The 16,261-nt window shown below is 44.6% G+C and carries 18 protein-coding genes; 8 read left to right on the top strand and 10 right to left on the bottom strand.

Annotation, left to right across the window (positions count from 1 at the left end):
- The first annotated feature begins 151 nt into the window (after positions 1-151).
- From JO943_RS18060 to JO943_RS18040, 5 genes are all read left to right on the top strand, one after another.
- The gene (locus JO943_RS18060; RefSeq protein ID WP_202741459.1) at positions 152-529 is read left to right on the top strand and encodes a cytochrome b562; all 378 of its coding nucleotides are present in this window, start codon (positions 152-154) and stop codon (positions 527-529) included.
- A gap of 167 nt (positions 530-696) precedes the next feature.
- Complete coding sequence (locus JO943_RS18055) at positions 697-1,542, top strand: methylated-DNA--[protein]-cysteine S-methyltransferase (RefSeq protein ID WP_032876390.1); 846 nt, start codon at positions 697-699, stop codon at positions 1,540-1,542.
- The gene (locus JO943_RS18050; RefSeq protein ID WP_202741458.1) at positions 1,529-2,266 is read left to right on the top strand and encodes a 2OG-Fe(II) oxygenase; all 738 of its coding nucleotides are present in this window, start codon (positions 1,529-1,531) and stop codon (positions 2,264-2,266) included. The genes JO943_RS18055 and JO943_RS18050 overlap by 14 nt, the downstream gene beginning before the upstream one ends.
- A gap of 4 nt (positions 2,267-2,270) precedes the next feature.
- The gene (locus JO943_RS18045) at positions 2,271-2,516 is read left to right on the top strand and encodes an Ada metal-binding domain-containing protein (RefSeq protein ID WP_005283246.1); all 246 of its coding nucleotides are present in this window, start codon (positions 2,271-2,273) and stop codon (positions 2,514-2,516) included.
- The gene (locus JO943_RS18040) at positions 2,503-3,111 is read left to right on the top strand and encodes an alpha-ketoglutarate-dependent dioxygenase AlkB family protein (protein WP_032876384.1); all 609 of its coding nucleotides are present in this window, start codon (positions 2,503-2,505) and stop codon (positions 3,109-3,111) included. The genes JO943_RS18045 and JO943_RS18040 overlap by 14 nt, the downstream gene beginning before the upstream one ends.
- A gap of 113 nt (positions 3,112-3,224) precedes the next feature.
- On the opposite strand, the gene secB is transcribed toward JO943_RS18040, so the two are convergent.
- The 4 genes from secB to rsgA form a co-directional block, all read right to left on the bottom strand.
- Positions 3,225-3,683, bottom strand: coding sequence for a protein-export chaperone SecB (secB, locus tag JO943_RS18035; RefSeq protein WP_004655889.1), 459 nt, complete (start codon positions 3,681-3,683; stop codon positions 3,225-3,227).
- Positions 3,684-3,731: 48 nt separating this feature from the next.
- Complete coding sequence (gene grxC, locus JO943_RS18030; protein ID WP_005228588.1) at positions 3,732-3,992, bottom strand: glutaredoxin 3; 261 nt, start codon at positions 3,990-3,992, stop codon at positions 3,732-3,734.
- 11 nt (positions 3,993-4,003) lie between these two features.
- A complete protein-coding gene (locus JO943_RS18025) occupies positions 4,004-4,420 on the bottom strand; it encodes a rhodanese-like domain-containing protein (protein ID WP_004655885.1) in 417 nt (138 codons plus the stop codon).
- Positions 4,421-4,515: 95 nt separating this feature from the next.
- On the bottom strand, positions 4,516-5,574 hold the full coding sequence (rsgA, locus tag JO943_RS18020; RefSeq protein WP_202741457.1) for a ribosome small subunit-dependent GTPase A: 1,059 nt from the start codon (positions 5,572-5,574) through the stop codon (positions 4,516-4,518).
- A gap of 124 nt (positions 5,575-5,698) precedes the next feature.
- Between rsgA and orn the strand changes: the two genes are divergently transcribed.
- The 3 genes from orn (at position 5,699) to JO943_RS18005 (ending at position 8,067) form a co-directional block, all read left to right on the top strand.
- Positions 5,699-6,259 carry an oligoribonuclease gene (gene orn / locus JO943_RS18015; RefSeq protein ID WP_032876378.1) on the top strand — a complete coding sequence of 187 codons (561 nt, stop codon included), beginning with the start codon at positions 5,699-5,701 and terminating at the stop codon, positions 6,257-6,259.
- A 127-nt stretch (positions 6,260-6,386) separates the two neighbouring features.
- Entirely contained in the window at positions 6,387-7,121 is a 735-nt protein-coding gene (locus JO943_RS18010) for a Bax inhibitor-1/YccA family membrane protein (protein ID WP_202741456.1), read from the top strand.
- 142 nt (positions 7,122-7,263) lie between these two features.
- Positions 7,264-8,067 (top strand): enoyl-ACP reductase, encoded by an 804-nt coding sequence (locus JO943_RS18005; RefSeq protein ID WP_202741455.1) that lies wholly within the window; start codon positions 7,264-7,266, stop codon positions 8,065-8,067.
- 142 nt (positions 8,068-8,209) lie between these two features.
- Here JO943_RS18005 and JO943_RS18000 read toward each other — a convergent pair whose 3' ends face one another.
- The 6 genes from JO943_RS18000 to holA form a co-directional block, all read right to left on the bottom strand.
- Complete coding sequence (locus tag JO943_RS18000) at positions 8,210-9,295, bottom strand: protein kinase domain-containing protein (RefSeq protein WP_202741454.1); 1,086 nt, start codon at positions 9,293-9,295, stop codon at positions 8,210-8,212.
- A gap of 234 nt (positions 9,296-9,529) precedes the next feature.
- Positions 9,530-10,930, bottom strand: coding sequence for an efflux transporter outer membrane subunit (locus JO943_RS17995; RefSeq protein ID WP_202741453.1), 1,401 nt, complete (start codon positions 10,928-10,930; stop codon positions 9,530-9,532).
- Between the two features lie 11 nt (positions 10,931-10,941).
- Positions 10,942-12,933 carry a MacB family efflux pump subunit gene (locus JO943_RS17990; RefSeq protein WP_202741452.1) on the bottom strand — a complete coding sequence of 664 codons (1,992 nt, stop codon included), beginning with the start codon at positions 12,931-12,933 and terminating at the stop codon, positions 10,942-10,944.
- Between the two features lies 1 nt (position 12,934).
- Positions 12,935-14,275, bottom strand: coding sequence for a MacA family efflux pump subunit (locus JO943_RS17985; protein WP_032876364.1), 1,341 nt, complete (start codon positions 14,273-14,275; stop codon positions 12,935-12,937).
- A gap of 108 nt (positions 14,276-14,383) precedes the next feature.
- Positions 14,384-15,214 carry an SIR2 family NAD-dependent protein deacylase gene (locus JO943_RS17980; protein WP_202741451.1) on the bottom strand — a complete coding sequence of 277 codons (831 nt, stop codon included), beginning with the start codon at positions 15,212-15,214 and terminating at the stop codon, positions 14,384-14,386.
- Positions 15,215-15,256: 42 nt separating this feature from the next.
- Positions 15,257-16,252, bottom strand: a complete 996-nt coding sequence (gene holA / locus JO943_RS17975; protein ID WP_202741450.1) for a DNA polymerase III subunit delta — start codon at positions 16,250-16,252, stop codon at positions 15,257-15,259.
- Positions 16,253-16,261: the final 9 nt, after the last annotated feature.

Here is a 16,261-nt window from a genome sequence, read left to right as displayed (position 1 = left end):
GGGAAGCAATCTTTTTTATTAAAATGCAACGATTTCGTTGCATTTTTTATGTATGCTAAATCAGCAATGTGCTTTGTACCCTGGATGTTAGCGACAAAGTTTTTGCATATGACAAATAAAGCATAGCCACAGTTTTTGATAGGATATCCTGATGATTAAAAAAACTTTAGCCACCGTTGTGATGTTGTCCGCTTTTGCATTCAGCCATACGGCAATGGCTGCGGGTTTAGAAGATGACATGAAGACGCTGGGCAAAAATTACAAAGCGTTTAACCAAGCTGCAACGCCACAGGCTGCCACAGCCGCGTTAAATAATATGCGTACTGCTGCGGTACATTCGAAACAATATAATCTGGCTGCAAATACACAGGCGAAAGTTCCTGCTTCAACAGCGTTATTTGACCAGATTGTCGGGGAAATTGATAAGGCCAAATTACTGGTACAAGCCGGTAAACTGGATGAAGCCAAAAAACAGGGTAAAAAGATTGCGGAATTACGTGATCAGGGGCATAAGTATTACACCCACTGATCGATCAGTGACGGGGAATAACCTGATAGGGCTGTGCTTAAACAAGTGCAGCTTTTTTATTGGAATTTGAGACCGTAAAACGACCGGGTTGAGACTGAGCATGATTCAGATTTTCACTGGGTGGCAAAGTTGCTACAGTGAAAACAAGAATGATGAGAGGTGATGATATGTCCTCACAACAACGTAATTATGAGCGTATTGCCCAAGCGATTCAGTACATCCAGCAGAACTTTCAGCAACAACCACAACTGGATGAAGTGGCTGCGCACATTCATTTAAGTCCTGCCCATTTTCAGCGTTTATTTACCGATTGGGTCGGCACCAGTCCTAAAAAGTTTTTACAGTATATTAGTCTTGAACATGCCAAACGGATTTTGAAACAGGAACAGGGCAGTATTTTTGATGCCACCTTTGCCACAGGACTGTCCAGTACCAGTCGCTTGCATGATCTGTTTATCCAGATTGAAGGCATGACGCCGGCCGAATATAAACATGGTGGCCAGAGTCTGACCATCCACTATCAATTTGCAGAGACCTTGTTTGGTGAAGTGCTGATTGCATCTACCCATAAAGGTATTTGTGCACTCAGTTTTGTCGATGATCGGGTGAATGCTTTAGCCCAGTTAAAGATGCAATTTCCTCAAGCGATGTTTATTGAACAGGTTGATGCCTTTCAGCAAAGTGCTTTGGCTTTGTTTCAAAAAGATCAACCTCAACTAGCAGAAATTAAACTGCATTTAAAAGGTACTGAATTTCAGCTTAAAGTGTGGCAAAGCCTGCTCAAAATTCCAATGGGACAGCTCTCTACCTATGGTGAGTTGGCCAAGGCGATTGAACATCCCAAAGCAGCACGGGCAGTAGGTACTGCGATAGGCAGTAATCCTGTGGCATTCCTGATTCCCTGTCATCGGGTAATTCAGTCCAGTGGCCTGTTTGGCGGCTATGAGTGGGGGAGCGTGCGGAAAACAGTGATGATTGGCTGGGAAGGTGTGCAAAGCCATGCCGCAATCTGAACAAGAGCAGATCCAGACGGTGATCGATAAGATTCAGGCTGCGGATTGGGAGCGGATCACAGAGCAAATCCACCATCAGGGATTTGCCTTGATTGAGCAGGTGTTATCGACCGAACAGTGCGAACTGCTGCAACAGTTGTATCCGCAAGCGGAGCTGTATCGTAAAACGGTGGACATGCAACGCTATCGTTTTGGTCGAGGTGAATATAAATATTTTACTTATCCGTTGCCCAATCTGATTGAACAACTACGTCATGAGGTTTATTCCCATCTGGTGCCCATTGCCAATGCATGGTTTAAGGTACTGAAGATAGCGCAAACATTCCCGGCTTCACATGCTGAGTTTTTACAGTGGTGTCATCAACAGGGGCAAACGCTGGCAACGCCTCTGATTTTGAAATATGAGCAGGGCGGCTTCAATACACTTCATCAGGATTTATATGGTGAGGTGTATTTTCCTTTACAACTGGTGATTGTACTGAGTCAGCCGAATCGGGATTTTACAGGAGGAGAACTGGTCTTTACCCAACAAAGCCCGAGAGCTCAATCCAAAGCCATGGTGATGCAGCCACAGCAAGGCGATCTGTTAATTTTCACCACGCAATTTAAGCCAGAAAAAGGCAGTCAGGGCTATTATCGGGTCAATATCAAGCACGGGGTCAGTCCGGTGCTGCACGGTCAGCGTTATAGCCTCGGGATTATTTTCCATGATGCAGTGAGTTAGGTTGATGTGGCGACATCTTGAATTAACACAGACCGTGTTACATCAGAAACTGAAACAGCAACAGATTGTATTTGCAGGCAATGCACAGCTTAAAATTTATGGCCGGTTGACCTGTGCCTCGGGGAAGCGCATGCTGAAAAACAATCGGGTATTTTTCTTGAATGAAGATGAAGCGATAGCACAAGGCTATCGTCCTTGTGGACATTGTATGCGACAAGCCTATAAGAAGTGGAAAGATGCAACTATTTGATATTGAAGCTGATCCTGAACTGAATCATTTACCCTATGATGGCACGGTACAGTACTATGGCAAAGTGCTGCAGACCGCGCTGGCAGATCATTATTTTGAAACGCTGCTACATAGTATTGCCTGGGAAAATGATCAGGCGCTGATCTTTGGAAAATTACTGACGACTAAACGCAAAGTAGCGTGGTATGGAGACCGGCGCTTTGAATATACCTATTCTAATATGAATAAATATGCCTTGCCGTGGACACAGGAATTAGTTGAACTAAAACAACTGGTCGAAGCGTTAACTGGTGAGACCTTTAATTCTTGTTTGCTGAATCTTTATCATCATGGTGAAGAAGGGATGGCTTGGCATAGTGATGCGGAAACGGATCTCAAAAAAGATGGTGCAATTGCGTCTTTGAGCTTTGGCGCAGAGCGGAAATTTGCTTTTAAACATAAACAGAGCAAGGAAAAAGTCGAGCTCTATTTAGAGCATGGCAGTTTATTGGTGATGAAAGATACCACTCAGAGTTATTGGTTGCACCGCTTGCCACCGACCAAAAAAGTCAGTACCGCACGGATTAATCTGACCTTTAGAACCATTGTGGCTTAAGCATAAAAAAAGGACTGAGAAATCAGTCCTTTTGCAGCTAATCCCTCCCAACCTTCCTTTTAAAAAGGGAGGCGTTCCTCTTCTTTTATGAAGAGGAATATGGAGAGAATGACTTATGCTTGACCTTGCGCGTCTGCATCCGCTTGGAGACGTTGCATATTTGCTTCAAATTCAGCATCAAAGTTGATTGGTGTAAGAAGCAATTGCGGGAAGCTACCCTTTGTCACCAAATCATTGACCGCTTCGCGTAAGAACGGGAACAGGATATTCGGGCAGTACGCACCCAGGATGTATGGAAGACGGTCTTCTTCAACACCATCGACCAGGAAGATACCTGATTGAGTTACATCAACGATGAACGCAGTTTCATTTTCGTTGTTCGCTTGAACCACAACTTTTAAAGACACTTCATAGTGTGTTGGATCAATTTTTTCTGCAGCAGAAGATAAATTGATGTTGAGTTCTGGTTGCCATTGCTTGGTAAATACTTGTGCACCAGGAACTTCAAAAGAAATGTCTTTGGTATAAATACGTTCTAACGCGAGTTGTGGTTGAACTTGTTCTTCGCTCATTGTTTTTCCTTAAATCTCGGATGTGTTGTTAAGCTAATAGATATGCTGTTAAGCCAATAATTGGTCGAGTTTACCTTCACGCTCTAAAGCATAAAGTTGATCAAAACCACCGATAAACTGATCTTTAATAAAAATTTGTGGCACTGTACGGTGATTGGTACGTTGCATCAATTCCATACGAACTTCTGGTGCTTCATTGGAAAGATTAATTTCTTTAAAAGCAACACCTTTACGCTCAAGTAATTGTTTTGCACGGACACAGTACGGGCAAGAAAGGGTTGAATAGATGGTGACGTTTGGTGTTGTCATGTTATCTCTCCTTAAGCTTTGGTTTTGCTTTTAACTAAAGGTAAGCCTTGCGCTTTCCAGTTGCTAATCCCACCGTCTAGACGGTAGCTGTCAGCGTGACCTACTTTTTGTAGTGCTGAACCGGCAACTTGCCCTAAGTTACAAATGAAGACCAATGGACGATCACTTGCTTTTAATTCATCAACATGACTGGTGATCTGGCTATATGGAATGTTACGGCTACCGCTGATGTGACCATCGCGGAAATCTTTTCCATCACGTAAGTCGATCAAGATGGCATTTTTTGCCTTGACCAAGATACCGAGTGATTGTGGTGAAATTTTACGACCATTGCGTTGTCCTTCCAAAATAAAGAACAACACGATTAACACGCCGAGCGTACCAAACAAGAAGGGGTGATTCCCCATAAACTCTAACCAGCGTTCCACAAGTCACCTAAAATTAAAATACAAAATTGATCCTGAGTATAACTTATCTCTATGGTGATCAAAAATGTTAGTTCAAGGGGCAAAGCCCAACAAAATTAACTTTTTTGCTGAGCTTCCTGAATTTCGTCCATTAAACGCAGATAACTGTCCAGGCGTCTTGGCAAAATTTCACCCGCCTCAACCGCTTGTTTCAGTGCGCAATTTTTCTCATGGGTATGGGTGCAATTCCGGAACTGGCAAAGTCCCAGATGCGTTTCTATCTCTGGAAAACCGGTACGCACCTTTTCCGGACTGAGGTGCCATAGTCCAAACTCACGGATTCCCGGAGAATCAATGAGCGCACCGTTTGTTCCAAATTTGATCAAACGGGTCGAAGTGGTGGTGTGTTGACCGAGTGCCGAGTTTTCTGAAATCACATTGGTTTTCTGTGCGGCATCAGGAACGATGGTATTGATCAATGAGCTTTTACCGACACCCGACTGTCCAACGAACGCAACAGTTTCATTGTCCAAACGTGCAGATAATGCCGACAGGTCGCCACGTGATTGGCAAATCAGAGTTTCATAGCCTAATGCTTCATATTCACTGAGCAGGGTCAGAATCGGATCATCTTCAGTCAGCAAGTCCGATTTATTCAGTACCAGCAGCGCTGGAATATTGGCATCGGCACAGGCCACCAGATAGCGGTCGATCAAGGTCGGTGCGGGCTCGGGTAAAGGCGCGAACACAATCACGATCAGGCTGATATTGGCAGCAACCGGTTTGACCTTGTGATAACGGTCGGGGCGGGTCAGTAAAGATTGTCTTGGATAAATCGCAGTGATAATACCCAAACCTGTAATCGGATCGGCTTGCCATTTCACCCGATCGCCTGTAACCAGTAATTCGAGGTTGGTACGGGTATGGCAACGCCAGATGCTGTCCAGTTCAATCGGTTTCCAGAACGGTTCCGGCTCACCCTCGGCCACTTGCGGTTTTTCAGGATGCTGTTCAGGCACAGACAAGGCTTGTACTTCGAGTTGACGACCATAATGCTGAACAACCAGTCCATCTAAATCTTGTGACGTGTCAATGTCGTCCTGACGCGATTTATGCTGTTTCTCAATACGACGCTGCTGTTGTTCGGTTAAACGACGCTTACGAATTAAAGCCATTCATATCCCAAAAAATCCACACTTTGAAGACCGCAAAAATAGCATGAAGCCGCTATAGAATTACAGCCAAGATGTAATTAATTTGCTACTATTGATGTTTTTAAGCACTTTAGAATTGCCATCCATGAGCAGCACCCCTGATACACGATTAATTTGGATCGATCTGGAAATGACCGGTCTTGATACCGATAATGACAAGATCATTGAAATTGCAACAATTATTACAGATGATCATTTAAATATCTTGGCTGAAGGGCCTGTTTTAGCGGTACATCAATCTGATCTGATTCTAAATGCAATGGATGAGTGGAATACCAAGCAACATGGTCAGTCAGGCCTGATCGAGCGTGTTCGCCGTAGTAAACTGACTGCACAAGATGCGGAACAGCAAACACTCGAATTTTTGAAAAAATGGGTCAATCCAAAATCTTCCCCGATGTGCGGTAACTCCATTTGCCAAGACCGCCGTTTCCTGCATCGTTTGATGCCTGAACTGGAACAATTCTTCCATTATCGTAATCTGGACGTATCTTCGGTAAAAGAACTGGCGAAACGCTGGAGACCCGAGATTATGAGCGGTTTAAAGAAAAATGCGTCGCATTTGGCAATGGATGACATCCGTGATTCGATCGCAGAATTAAAATACTACCGCGAATACTTTTTTATCATGAATCACGATAAGTAATCGATGATTGAGTGATACATACAAGGAGCTTAGGCTCCTTTTTTAATACGCTAAAAATATTTGGGCTTGATCAAAAAATCGCTTAAACTCGGGTTTTAATAGCAAACTATAAAAAAAGAGAGCGTACATGCAAAGTACTAACCCCATTTTAACGCGGGTAGAAACCTATCAAGATTTGGCTACGCCAATGACCATTCAGGGTGCGATACAAAAATCTGTCCTGTTAACAGTGATTGCTGCTGTTTTAGGGATGGGCTTATTTTTCTACTGTGCGGTGACCGCGAATTTGTCGGTTGCCTACGCTGCAACGATTATTGGTGCAATTGGTGGTTTCATTCTGGCACTGGTGACCACATTTAAAAGCAATACCGCGCCGGCTTTAGCGATTCCTTATGCCTTGTTTGAAGGGGCTTTTCTAGGTGGTGTATCGTTTATTTTCCAGTTGAAATATCCTGGTGTTCCGTTACAGGCCTTATTGGCAACATTCGTCACCACTTTGGTGCTGTTTGCCTTATATAAATTTCAGATCATTCGTGCCACTGAAAAGTTTAAGGCGGTTGTGATTTCGGCATCAATTGCGATTGCCTTGGTATTTGTGGTGCAAATCATTTTGCGTTTGGCCTTTGGTTCGAGCATTCCTTATATCTTTGAAAGTAACTGGTTGGGAATCGGTTTTGCAGCTTTTGTTGCGGTGATTGCTTCTTTAAACCTGATTCTGGACTTTGACCTGATTGAAACGGCAGCTGCACAACGTGCACCCAAAGCATTTGAATGGATCTGTGCCATTGCCTTATTGGCGACACTGGTGTGGATGTATTACTCATTCCTGCGTTTATTGAGTCTGCTTCGTGGTGATGATTAAGTTCTGATTGAAGTGAAAATATAAATCGTCTTCACATGAAGGCGATTTTTTTATGCAACATTGTAAAAAAGATGGATTATGCAATTCCGCAAGCGCTGGAATCTTGGCATCATGTGGTGAAAATTTTTCGAGTGAGAATAAGATGTCACAAGGACTTTTAGCTGGTAAACGTTTTTTAATTGCCGGTATTGCAAGTAAATTATCGATTGCTTACGGTATTGCTGCAGCGTTACATCGTGAAGGTGCTGAGCTTGCGTTTACTTATCCAAATGAAAAGCTGAAAAAACGTGTCGATGACTTCGCTGCACAGTTTGGTTCAACTTTGGTTTTCCCTTGTGATGTTGCTGTTGACGCAGAAATTGACAATGCTTTTGTCGAGTTGGCAAAACACTGGGATGGTCTGGATGGTGTAGTACATTCAATTGGTTTTGCGCCAGCGCATACGCTTGATGGTGACTTTACTGACGTAACCGACCGTGACGGTTTTAAAATTGCACATGACATTAGTGCTTATAGCTTTATCGCGATGGCGCGTGCGGCTAAACCATTATTACAAGCGCGCCAAGGTTGTTTATTGACTTTAACTTACCAAGGTTCAGAGCGTGTGATGCCGAACTATAACGTGATGGGGATGGCTAAAGCATCACTTGAAGCGGGTGTTCGTTATTTAGCATCAAGCTTGGGTGTAGACGGTATTCGTGTGAATGCAATTTCTGCAGGTCCAATTCGTACTTTGGCTGCATCAGGCATCAAGTCTTTCCGTAAAATGTTAGACGCCAATGAAAAGATTGCGCCACTCAAACGTAATGTGACTATTGAAGAAGTGGGCAATGCTGCATTGTTCCTGTGCTCACCATGGGCTTCAGGTATTACAGGCGAAATCATGTATGTTGATGGTGGCTTTAATACGGTTGGTATGAGCCAGTCAATGATGGATGATGAATAATTAGATTGCTCTAAATTATTTGATAAAGCCGCTTTTATAGCGGCTTTGTTTTTTTAAGGAGGGTGGGTTCTTTAAACTATAACGCTTTGCTAACCAGTAAATTGCGAGCGTAGCGAGTAATTTATCCGCGTGCAGCAATTTGTTAAATGCACTTTTCAAATTTTGTTTGAAATTGCCTCCATCTTTCCCACAAAGATGGCCATCTATCTTTTAAAGGTTCTGTAGATGCCATTTGTTCAAAATAATTGACAAGAAATTCTAACTGAACAAAGCTTTCTGGTGATTCACGTTTAATAATATCGAGTAATGATATCTTAACCTCCTCAATAGATGGTCTATTAGCGGCGTTAACTGAGAGCATGTCATGAATAAGTGATTGGACCTCAGGCTCTATCGGTGGAATACCCTCAAAAGTTATACTTGCGGTCGTAGCCCATTTTTTCCAAGCATCAGCCTTAGTCCACTTTTTACTATTACCCTCAACGGGTCGAGGCCAATAATCATTTAGCTTTATGCCAACCGGATGGAAGCCACCACTCATAAGCTCATAAAGAATGACCCCCAGCGCAAATACATCCGTTTTAGGTGAAAGCTCTGATTCACTCCACTGTTCTGGAGCCATATAAGGCCGTGAACCACCAAAGATGGAAGAGTCTCGAAAAGCATTTGCTAGACCAAAATCAGCGATTAATGCCAAGTTATAGATATCCAGATCAGGTAAACCACAAAATTCGCTTTTTACTTCCCTTAGAAAAATATTGGCTGGCTTCAAATCTTGATGAGCTATTAGACCGCTCTCATAGCAGTGGCTCAAGCCACTGCAAACATAAACCATTATTGAAAGCTTTTCGGTCACGCTAGAAATTTCAGACTTTCGTATGGCCCTCTCAAGGTCTCCTCCCCAATAACGAAATAGTGCTACAGGGTTTCCAATAACCTCAGTGAAATCAAACGCCCAATGAACAAACATCTGGTGGTTATATGAAAGCTGATTCTTTAGTTCATTAACAAATCTTTTATTCGTTTCCTGAATGGAAACGTTTTTAAGAGGTTTCGGTATTTTTGCACATACATATCGAGGTGATACATTTTCACCTTGATCAAAAACATAAATCTCTCCGCACATACCTTCAGAAACTGAAACGCACGTCCCTTTGTTACTCAAAGCAACCCCTAACATAAATTTCTTCTGAGCATCATCAAGGGTATGAAAATCTATTTGTTCCATGGAGCTGAGATTCCTTTGCATTTAACTATAGTTACACAGCAAATTTACCGCATAACCAAAATGAAAATGCCATATAACCAATTTTGTGCTTATCCGGTGTAATTATATTTTGATCAGCATATAAAACAGCAAGATTTACGTCAATGCATAAATTTTATGAGTAAAATCAAAAGCTCTCAGCTCATTAAAAATGAGCTAAAAACTTTAAGCGAGTAAACAATAGCAACTCATGTGCTATTTTTCAGGTAGTTCTTTTACAGGACTACCGCCAAGCGCTTGCATCAAGGTCACATAGGCATTGTATTGATTCTGCTTGGTTTCAACCAAACTCAGTCGTGCATTACGTGTGGTTTCCTGCGCATCCAATAAGTTCTTTAAGGCAATCGCTCCATTGCGATAACGCACTTCGGTCAAGCGCTCAGTTTTATCAGCCAGCTCGACATTGCGTTGTTGCAGTTGAACCTGCTGATTCAGTTGAGTGCGATTGGATAAGGCATTTTCCACATCGGCAAAGGCCTGATACAGCGTTTGGCGATATTGAGTGATGGCTTTTTCATACTCAAGATCACTGATCGCAATATCTTTCTTCATATCGTTATATTGCAGGAAAGGTAGGCTTAAGCTCGCACCCAAAGTTAAAGCAGGATTCTTTAACAGTTGGGTTAAGGAAGTGCTGGTAGAGCCGAGACTTCCGGTCAGGTTAATCGACGGATAGTAGCTGGCTTTAGTGGCATCTTTGGTGGCTAAGGTTTTACGCAAACGTAATTCAGAGGCCTGTAAATCTGGACGGCGCGATAAAATATCCGCTGGTAAGCCGACAGCGATACTTGGCAAAGCATTGCGCGGTAATTGTGCAGGTTCCTTGATGTTCAATTGTTGTACGGGCTCATGCAGTAAAACCGCAAGGGCAGTACGGGTTTCAACACATTGTTGTTCAATCTGGCTCAGGCTGGCTTTCTGGCTTTGTACCGATTGCTCTGCCTGAGTCAGATCCAGACCAGACACGGCACCCGCCTTATATTGCGACTGCACTAATGAATAGGTTTTTTGGGTTGAGGCCAAATTTTGCTGAACAGTCTGATAACGTTCATTCAGATAGCCCAATTGCCAATACAGTTTCGCCGTGGTACCCACTAGACTTTGTGCAGTCGCTTGTAAATCTTGTTCAGTGGCTAAAGCTTCCCAGCGGCTGGCTTCGGTTTGGCTGGCCAGCTTGCCAAATAAATCAAGCTCATAGCTAACGCCAACGCTCGTCGATAAACCACGATCAGAACCATCGCCTGAATTTAGGTTATAACTATGACCAGTGGAAACGGTAGAGCTGGTACGAAGGCCTTGTTTATTTGCAGTCAAATCTGCCTGTAAGCGGGCCTGTTTCAAGGTGATGCCTGCCACGCTTAAATCACTGTTTCTCGCCAGAACCTGATCGACCAGTTGATTTAACTGGGCGTCATTAAACAGGGTCCACCATTGATCGGTCAGATTCACCTGTCTATTTTTTTGTGCATCGTACTGGAACTGTTGTGGTACTTGGACGGCAGGGGCGTTGTAGGGTGTTTTGACGACCGCAGAACAGCCCGCTAGAGAACCGGTAAGAACCAGTGCAAGTCCTAATTTTGTGAATTGAAAAGACATACTCAAATTCCTTACTCTCTCGCTAAAGCCGCAACCGGGTCGAGTTGTGCCGCATTTCGTGCTGGCAAGAAGCCAAATACAATACCAATCAGACTTGAGCAGACAAACGCTGCCACAATCGAGGTGGTTGAATAACTCATTTCAATCACGCCTTTGGCAAAGTGACCAATAATCTGTCCAATCCCTAAAGAGAGCAGTACACCCAGCACACCACCCAATAAACACACCAGAATCGCTTCGATCAGGAATTGCTGCAAAATATCGCTTTGTCGCGCACCGACCGCCATACGTACCCCGATTTCCTGGGTCCGTTCGGTCACAGAAACCAGCATAATATTCATTACGCCAATACCACCCACCACCAAAGAAATGACCGCAATTGCTGAAATCAGCAAGGTCATGGTGGCTGTGGTTTGCTGAATAGTTTCACGAATACTATCCGAGTTCTGGGTAAATACATCCTGTGCGCCGTGACGCTGTTCCAGTAAGGTCAGGATTGCATTTTCGGCAGCACTACTTGGATATTCGTCTTTAATACGCACGATGATGCTACGTACATTGGATTGCCCCAGCATACGGCTCATGACTGTCGAGTAGGGCAGATACACGTTCAGGCTGTCTGAATTGCCCATAAAGCCTTGCTGTGCATCAATCACCCCAATAATACGGCTGGGTACACTGCCCAATAACAGCACCTGACCGACAGGGTTGGTACCATCGGCAAAGAAGGTTTTTTCCGTGTTGGTGTCAATCACCACATCTTGTGCACGTTGGGTCACGCTGGCCTTATCAAAAGGCTGGCCAGATTTAAAGGTCATACCGCGGACATAGAAGAAATCCGAGCTGACCCCATTCACAGTCGCCGCAGCTTCAGTATCTTTATAACGTAGCGTCAGACTGGTATTGGCTGACGGGCTGACCCCATCCACATAGGGCTGTTCTGCCAAGGCTTCGGCATCGGCAGGTACCAGCGTTTTGGCTTGTGAGGTCCGCGAGTTATCACCAAAACCACGTCCTTGATAGACGGTGATGGTATTGGTCCCGAGACTGCTGATATTTTCCAGAATCTGCTTTTGTGAGCCGTTACCCAGCGCCACAACCGAGACCACTGAGGCAATCCCGATAATGATCCCGAGCATGGTCAGGAAGGTTCGCATCCGATGCGCATTCATGGCGAGTAAGGCCATACGGAATGCTTCACCGAGACGGTCAAAGAAAGAACGCCAGGCTGAGGTTTTCTTCTGTGGAGTCCGTTGCAGGGTTTGATGTTCTAAATCTTGATCGGCATGTTCAGGCACATTGGCACGGTCTGAAATAATATTACCGTCACTAATCTCGATGATACGGGTGGCATTTTTCGCAACATTCAGATCGTGTGTGACCAGAATAATGGTATGACCTTTGGCATTCAGCTCACGCAAAATGCGCATTACCTCAATACCACTGTTCTTATCCAGTGCGCCTGTCGGTTCATCGGCCAGAATCACATCACCGCCGTTCATTAAGGCACGGGCGATAGAGACACGTTGCTGCTGACCACCTGAAAGCTGGCTTGGTCGATGATGTAAGCGTTCTTCAAGTCCTAGCTCAGACAACAATTCAGCAGAGCGTTGCTGCCGCAGATGACTGTCGACGCCTGCATAAATGGCAGGAACTTCAACGTTACCTGAGGCACTTAAATCACCCAGTAAATGATAGCGCTGGAAAATAAAACCAAAATATTCACGGCGTAATTGGGCCAGTTCATCTGGCTCTAGCTGGCGTGTTTCACGACCATTGACCTGATAGCTGCCTGCGGTAGGTTTATCCAGACAGCCCAGAATATTCATCAGGGTCGACTTACCTGAACCGGACTGCCCGACAATTGCAACCAGTTCACCTGCATAAATCTTGAGGTCGATTCCTTTTAGAATCTGCACAGTACCTTCACCCGCCGGAAACTCACGGGTGAGGTTGCTGACCTCAAGCAGGGGCTGTGATGAATGTGTTTGATGTTGCGTCATATTACATTCTCATTGCACGTTGGTTGCTACGTTTTGCCGCTTCATTTGAGCTGTCAGAGGCATCGGCAATCACTACCTGATCGCCTTGTTTCAAGCCTTTCAGTACTTGTGCAGTGACACGGTTGTTTAAACCGATCAACACCGGTTGTGGTTGAGCTGTACCATCGGCCTGTAACACACGAACCATACCAGTAGACGCTTTACCTTGTGCAACGAGTGCTTTTTCTTCTTCACTCAGCTCTAGGCGTTTTGGACGTTGTGCTTTATCCCCATCGGTTTTTTTCGACTGTTCTGATGATCGATTACCTTGACCACCCTTGGCACTACGATTACCACGTTGAGTCTGGATCGCTGCGGCTGGAATGGTTAAGGCATTTTTGGCATCAGCAAGCACGATGTAAACCTGAGCCGTCATATCAATACGAAGTTTGCCATCTTCATTCGGTACATCAAATAATGCGTTGTAATACACCGCTGCATTCGAAGTTGATGAACTGTTACTGCTGGTGGTTTCGGTATTGATCGAGTTTGGCGCTGGTTCAACCTGACGCAATTTCGCGTAATGTTTCTTGTCGCTGTTACCTAAAGTGGTGAAATAAACGGTTTGGCCTTTTTCAACTTTCATGACATCGGCCTCAGAAATCTGTGCCTTAATGGTCATGGTATCGAGCTTTGCCAGCTTCACAATGGTTGGCGCCGTTTGATTGGCGTTTACGGTCTGACCTTCTTCAGTCACGATCGCCACAATGGTCCCGTCCATTGGCGCCACAATACGGGTATAGCCTAAATCTTCTTTGGCGGTTGCGAGGGTTAAGCGAGACTGTTCAATCTGTGCATTGATCGATGCAATTTGAGCTTGAGCCGTTTTAAAGTTTGCCAAAGCCGCTTCCAGTTCAGCACGAGAGGTTGCGTCTTGACTGTACATGGCCTGTTGACGCTTATATTCGGCTTCGACTTTGGCCAGATTGGCCTGTTGTACCGCCAATTGCGCCTGTTGGTTTTTGATGTTGGCTTCGGCTGTTTTCTTTTCGTTTTCCTGACGAATTGAATCAATTTGAGCAATCAGCTGACCTTGTTTAACCTGGTCACCCAACTGGACATACATCTTTTTCACCTGACCTGATACCTGTGCACCCACGCTCACCATTTTGGTGGCTTCGAGTACCCCCGTTGCCAATACCGAGTCTTCAATATCTCCGCGAGAAACTTCGGCACTGATATATTGTGGTGCTTGAGCTTTAGGCTTAAAGAACATCCATCCGAGTGCAGCGATGATCAGCACAGCGAGTGCAATCAGGATGAGTTTACGAGGCTGGATTTTTTTAGTGGTTGTTTTTGGCATGGCAACAGGTCAAAAGTAAGAAACTGCAGCTAGTATAAAAGTGAAATAAGGATAAAGCGTGAATATTTTTAATCTGGAATGAGAATTATTTTCTTTTTTTCTGCTGAGTTATTCTATAAAAATCTGATAAATACTGCGCACACCTGCTTCAGCATTGATGGGCAGGGCAACGCCACCTGTTGAGGGTAATGCAAATTCTCTGGGATTAATTCGAATCAGGTGGGGAGCAAAACGCTCGCTAAAATAACGCACGGTTGGTATCGCCGTACCTGCGCCCAATTCGATCACAACAGGTTGATGATGATCTTCTAAAAAAGTCGTGAGACGATGCAGCTGTTGTTTTTGACACTGGCTCAGCCACGTATCATCATTAAACATCAGGATATTTGGACGAGCAAGATGGCCGCAGTGCGGGCAGCGTGGCAGTTGTCCCTGCCATTGGCAATGCTGATGATTAATTGCTGGGGTTAATTCATCTGCTGGCCAGATATCGGATACACAGGCTGTAAGGCATTGCAGATGGTGAATAGAACCATGACATTCATAAATGTATTGCGGATCAAAGCCTGCTTTTTGAAATTGTCCGTCTACATTGGACGTAAATACAAAATAGGGCAGTTGCAACTGTTCAGCCAATTGTCTAAGGAGATGAAAGCCTTGATGGGGGAGGGTTTGCCGATACAGAGCCAGGCGATGTCCATAAAATCCCCAAGCCAGACGGGGCTGCTGTTGAAACGCGGCTGGATTGGCAATTTCCGTAAAATCGAGACGCTGCTTACCGAGTTCAGGATAAGCTTGCCACATGCCCTGATTACCACGAAAGTCGGGCAGACCAGAATCGACACCCATGCCTGCACCTGCACTAATGATCAGGCTATCCGCTGATTTAAACAGATTTTTTATATGTTCAGTTTGACGGGGATCGAGTTGAAAAGACATGTGAATGCCTGTTGTTATGATGATGAGATGGATTACCTGGTTTTAAACGGGTTGGGCAAATAACGTTGTTCCACAGAGTTCACTCAAGGCCTGTAGCATCAGGTGTTCGGCATTCTCTTTTGACATGCCTTTAATCGATGCGTCAATCCGTAATAATAAATCAGGCCAGTTTAAAAACTGTCTCGGATTCAGGCGACGTAAAGCCTGTTGATATTGCGATACCTTGGTTTTCCAGATGCCGAGCTGAATCGCATTGTGTGGTTGCTCGAACAGCTGCATCAATAAACGCATTTCCTTGCTCAGCGTCCACAAAATCAGGCTGTCCGGTTCACCCGCACCAATCAGGTACTGATAAATCTTCACGGATTGAGCCAGATTGCCTGCAAGTAGCGCATCACTTAAATCATAAGTGGTATAACGCGATTGATCCTGCAAGCAGGCATACAGCTGTTCAATCTGAATCTGTTGAATGTCGGGGAACGTATCTGCAACTCGCATCAAGCTGTTTTTGGCAGCCAGCAAGTTATGTTCATGATGCTGCATCAGCCATTGCCAGGCATCATTATTGAGCTGGATATTGAGCTTTTCTGCTTCGATGGCGAGGATACGCTGTCGATCTTGCGGATAGGTTGCGGTAAGCGGTACCACCACACCATTGGCTTCAACCACCTGAAAAAAGGCTGACTTTAAACTGCTACTGTCCTGTTTGGGCAGAACGATCAACAGCAGGTTGTGTTCATTATGTTGAATATAGCTTTTAAGCTGTTTTAAGCCATTGGCATCCGGTTTGATATTGCCATGCACTTCAATCGCCAGTTGTTGAGAGAACAGGGACAGGCTATTCAGTGCATTAAAGACATTTTTCCAGTCATTGACACTACTGATGTCGTAGCGCTGGCGTTCAACTTCTTGTTGTTGCCAGCTTTTACGAAATGCATCCAGCAGGTTTTGTTCAAGCAGCGGTTCTTGTCCGTGCATGATCCATGCACCGCGAGCTTCATTGACACGTTTTAAGGCTTGAACATAATCCAGTTTCATAAGGCGTGA

The organism is Acinetobacter sp. 'aerobic (ED)' (genome assembly GCF_904886855.1).
Taxonomy (GTDB): Bacteria; Pseudomonadota; Gammaproteobacteria; order Pseudomonadales; family Moraxellaceae; genus Acinetobacter; species Acinetobacter courvalinii.
Note: the sequence above shows the minus strand (reverse complement) of the source record. Positions and strands in the feature narration are given on the sequence as shown.

Bases quoted from the DNA above. Each gene is read 5' to 3' on its own strand.
- JO943_RS18040 (WP_032876384.1), top strand. From the start codon at position 2,503: ATGCAACTATTTGATATTGAAGCTGATCCTGAACTGAATCATTTACCC.
- orn (WP_032876378.1), top strand. From the start codon at position 5,699: ATGAGCAGCACCCCTGATACACGATTAATTTGGATCGATCTGGAAATG.
- JO943_RS18000 (WP_202741454.1), bottom strand. From the start codon at position 9,295: ATGGAACAAATAGATTTTCATACCCTTGATGATGCTCAGAAGAAATTT.
- JO943_RS18045 (WP_005283246.1), top strand. From the start codon at position 2,271: ATGTGGCGACATCTTGAATTAACACAGACCGTGTTACATCAGAAACTG.
- JO943_RS18055 (WP_032876390.1), top strand. From the start codon at position 697: ATGTCCTCACAACAACGTAATTATGAGCGTATTGCCCAAGCGATTCAG.
- JO943_RS17985 (WP_032876364.1), bottom strand. From the start codon at position 14,275: ATGCCAAAAACAACCACTAAAAAAATCCAGCCTCGTAAACTCATCCTG.
- holA (WP_202741450.1), bottom strand. From the start codon at position 16,252: ATGAAACTGGATTATGTTCAAGCCTTAAAACGTGTCAATGAAGCTCGC.
- JO943_RS18010 (WP_202741456.1), top strand. From the start codon at position 6,387: ATGCAAAGTACTAACCCCATTTTAACGCGGGTAGAAACCTATCAAGAT.
- JO943_RS17990 (WP_202741452.1), bottom strand. From the start codon at position 12,933: ATGACGCAACATCAAACACATTCATCACAGCCCCTGCTTGAGGTCAGC.
- JO943_RS18005 (WP_202741455.1), top strand. From the start codon at position 7,264: ATGTCACAAGGACTTTTAGCTGGTAAACGTTTTTTAATTGCCGGTATT.
- JO943_RS18060 (WP_202741459.1), top strand. From the start codon at position 152: ATGATTAAAAAAACTTTAGCCACCGTTGTGATGTTGTCCGCTTTTGCA.
- JO943_RS17995 (WP_202741453.1), bottom strand. From the start codon at position 10,930: ATGTCTTTTCAATTCACAAAATTAGGACTTGCACTGGTTCTTACCGGT.
- secB (WP_004655889.1), bottom strand. From the start codon at position 3,683: ATGAGCGAAGAACAAGTTCAACCACAACTCGCGTTAGAACGTATTTAT.
- JO943_RS18050 (WP_202741458.1), top strand. From the start codon at position 1,529: ATGCCGCAATCTGAACAAGAGCAGATCCAGACGGTGATCGATAAGATT.
- grxC (WP_005228588.1), bottom strand. From the start codon at position 3,992: ATGACAACACCAAACGTCACCATCTATTCAACCCTTTCTTGCCCGTAC.
- rsgA (WP_202741457.1), bottom strand. From the start codon at position 5,574: ATGGCTTTAATTCGTAAGCGTCGTTTAACCGAACAACAGCAGCGTCGT.
- JO943_RS17980 (WP_202741451.1), bottom strand. From the start codon at position 15,214: ATGTCTTTTCAACTCGATCCCCGTCAAACTGAACATATAAAAAATCTG.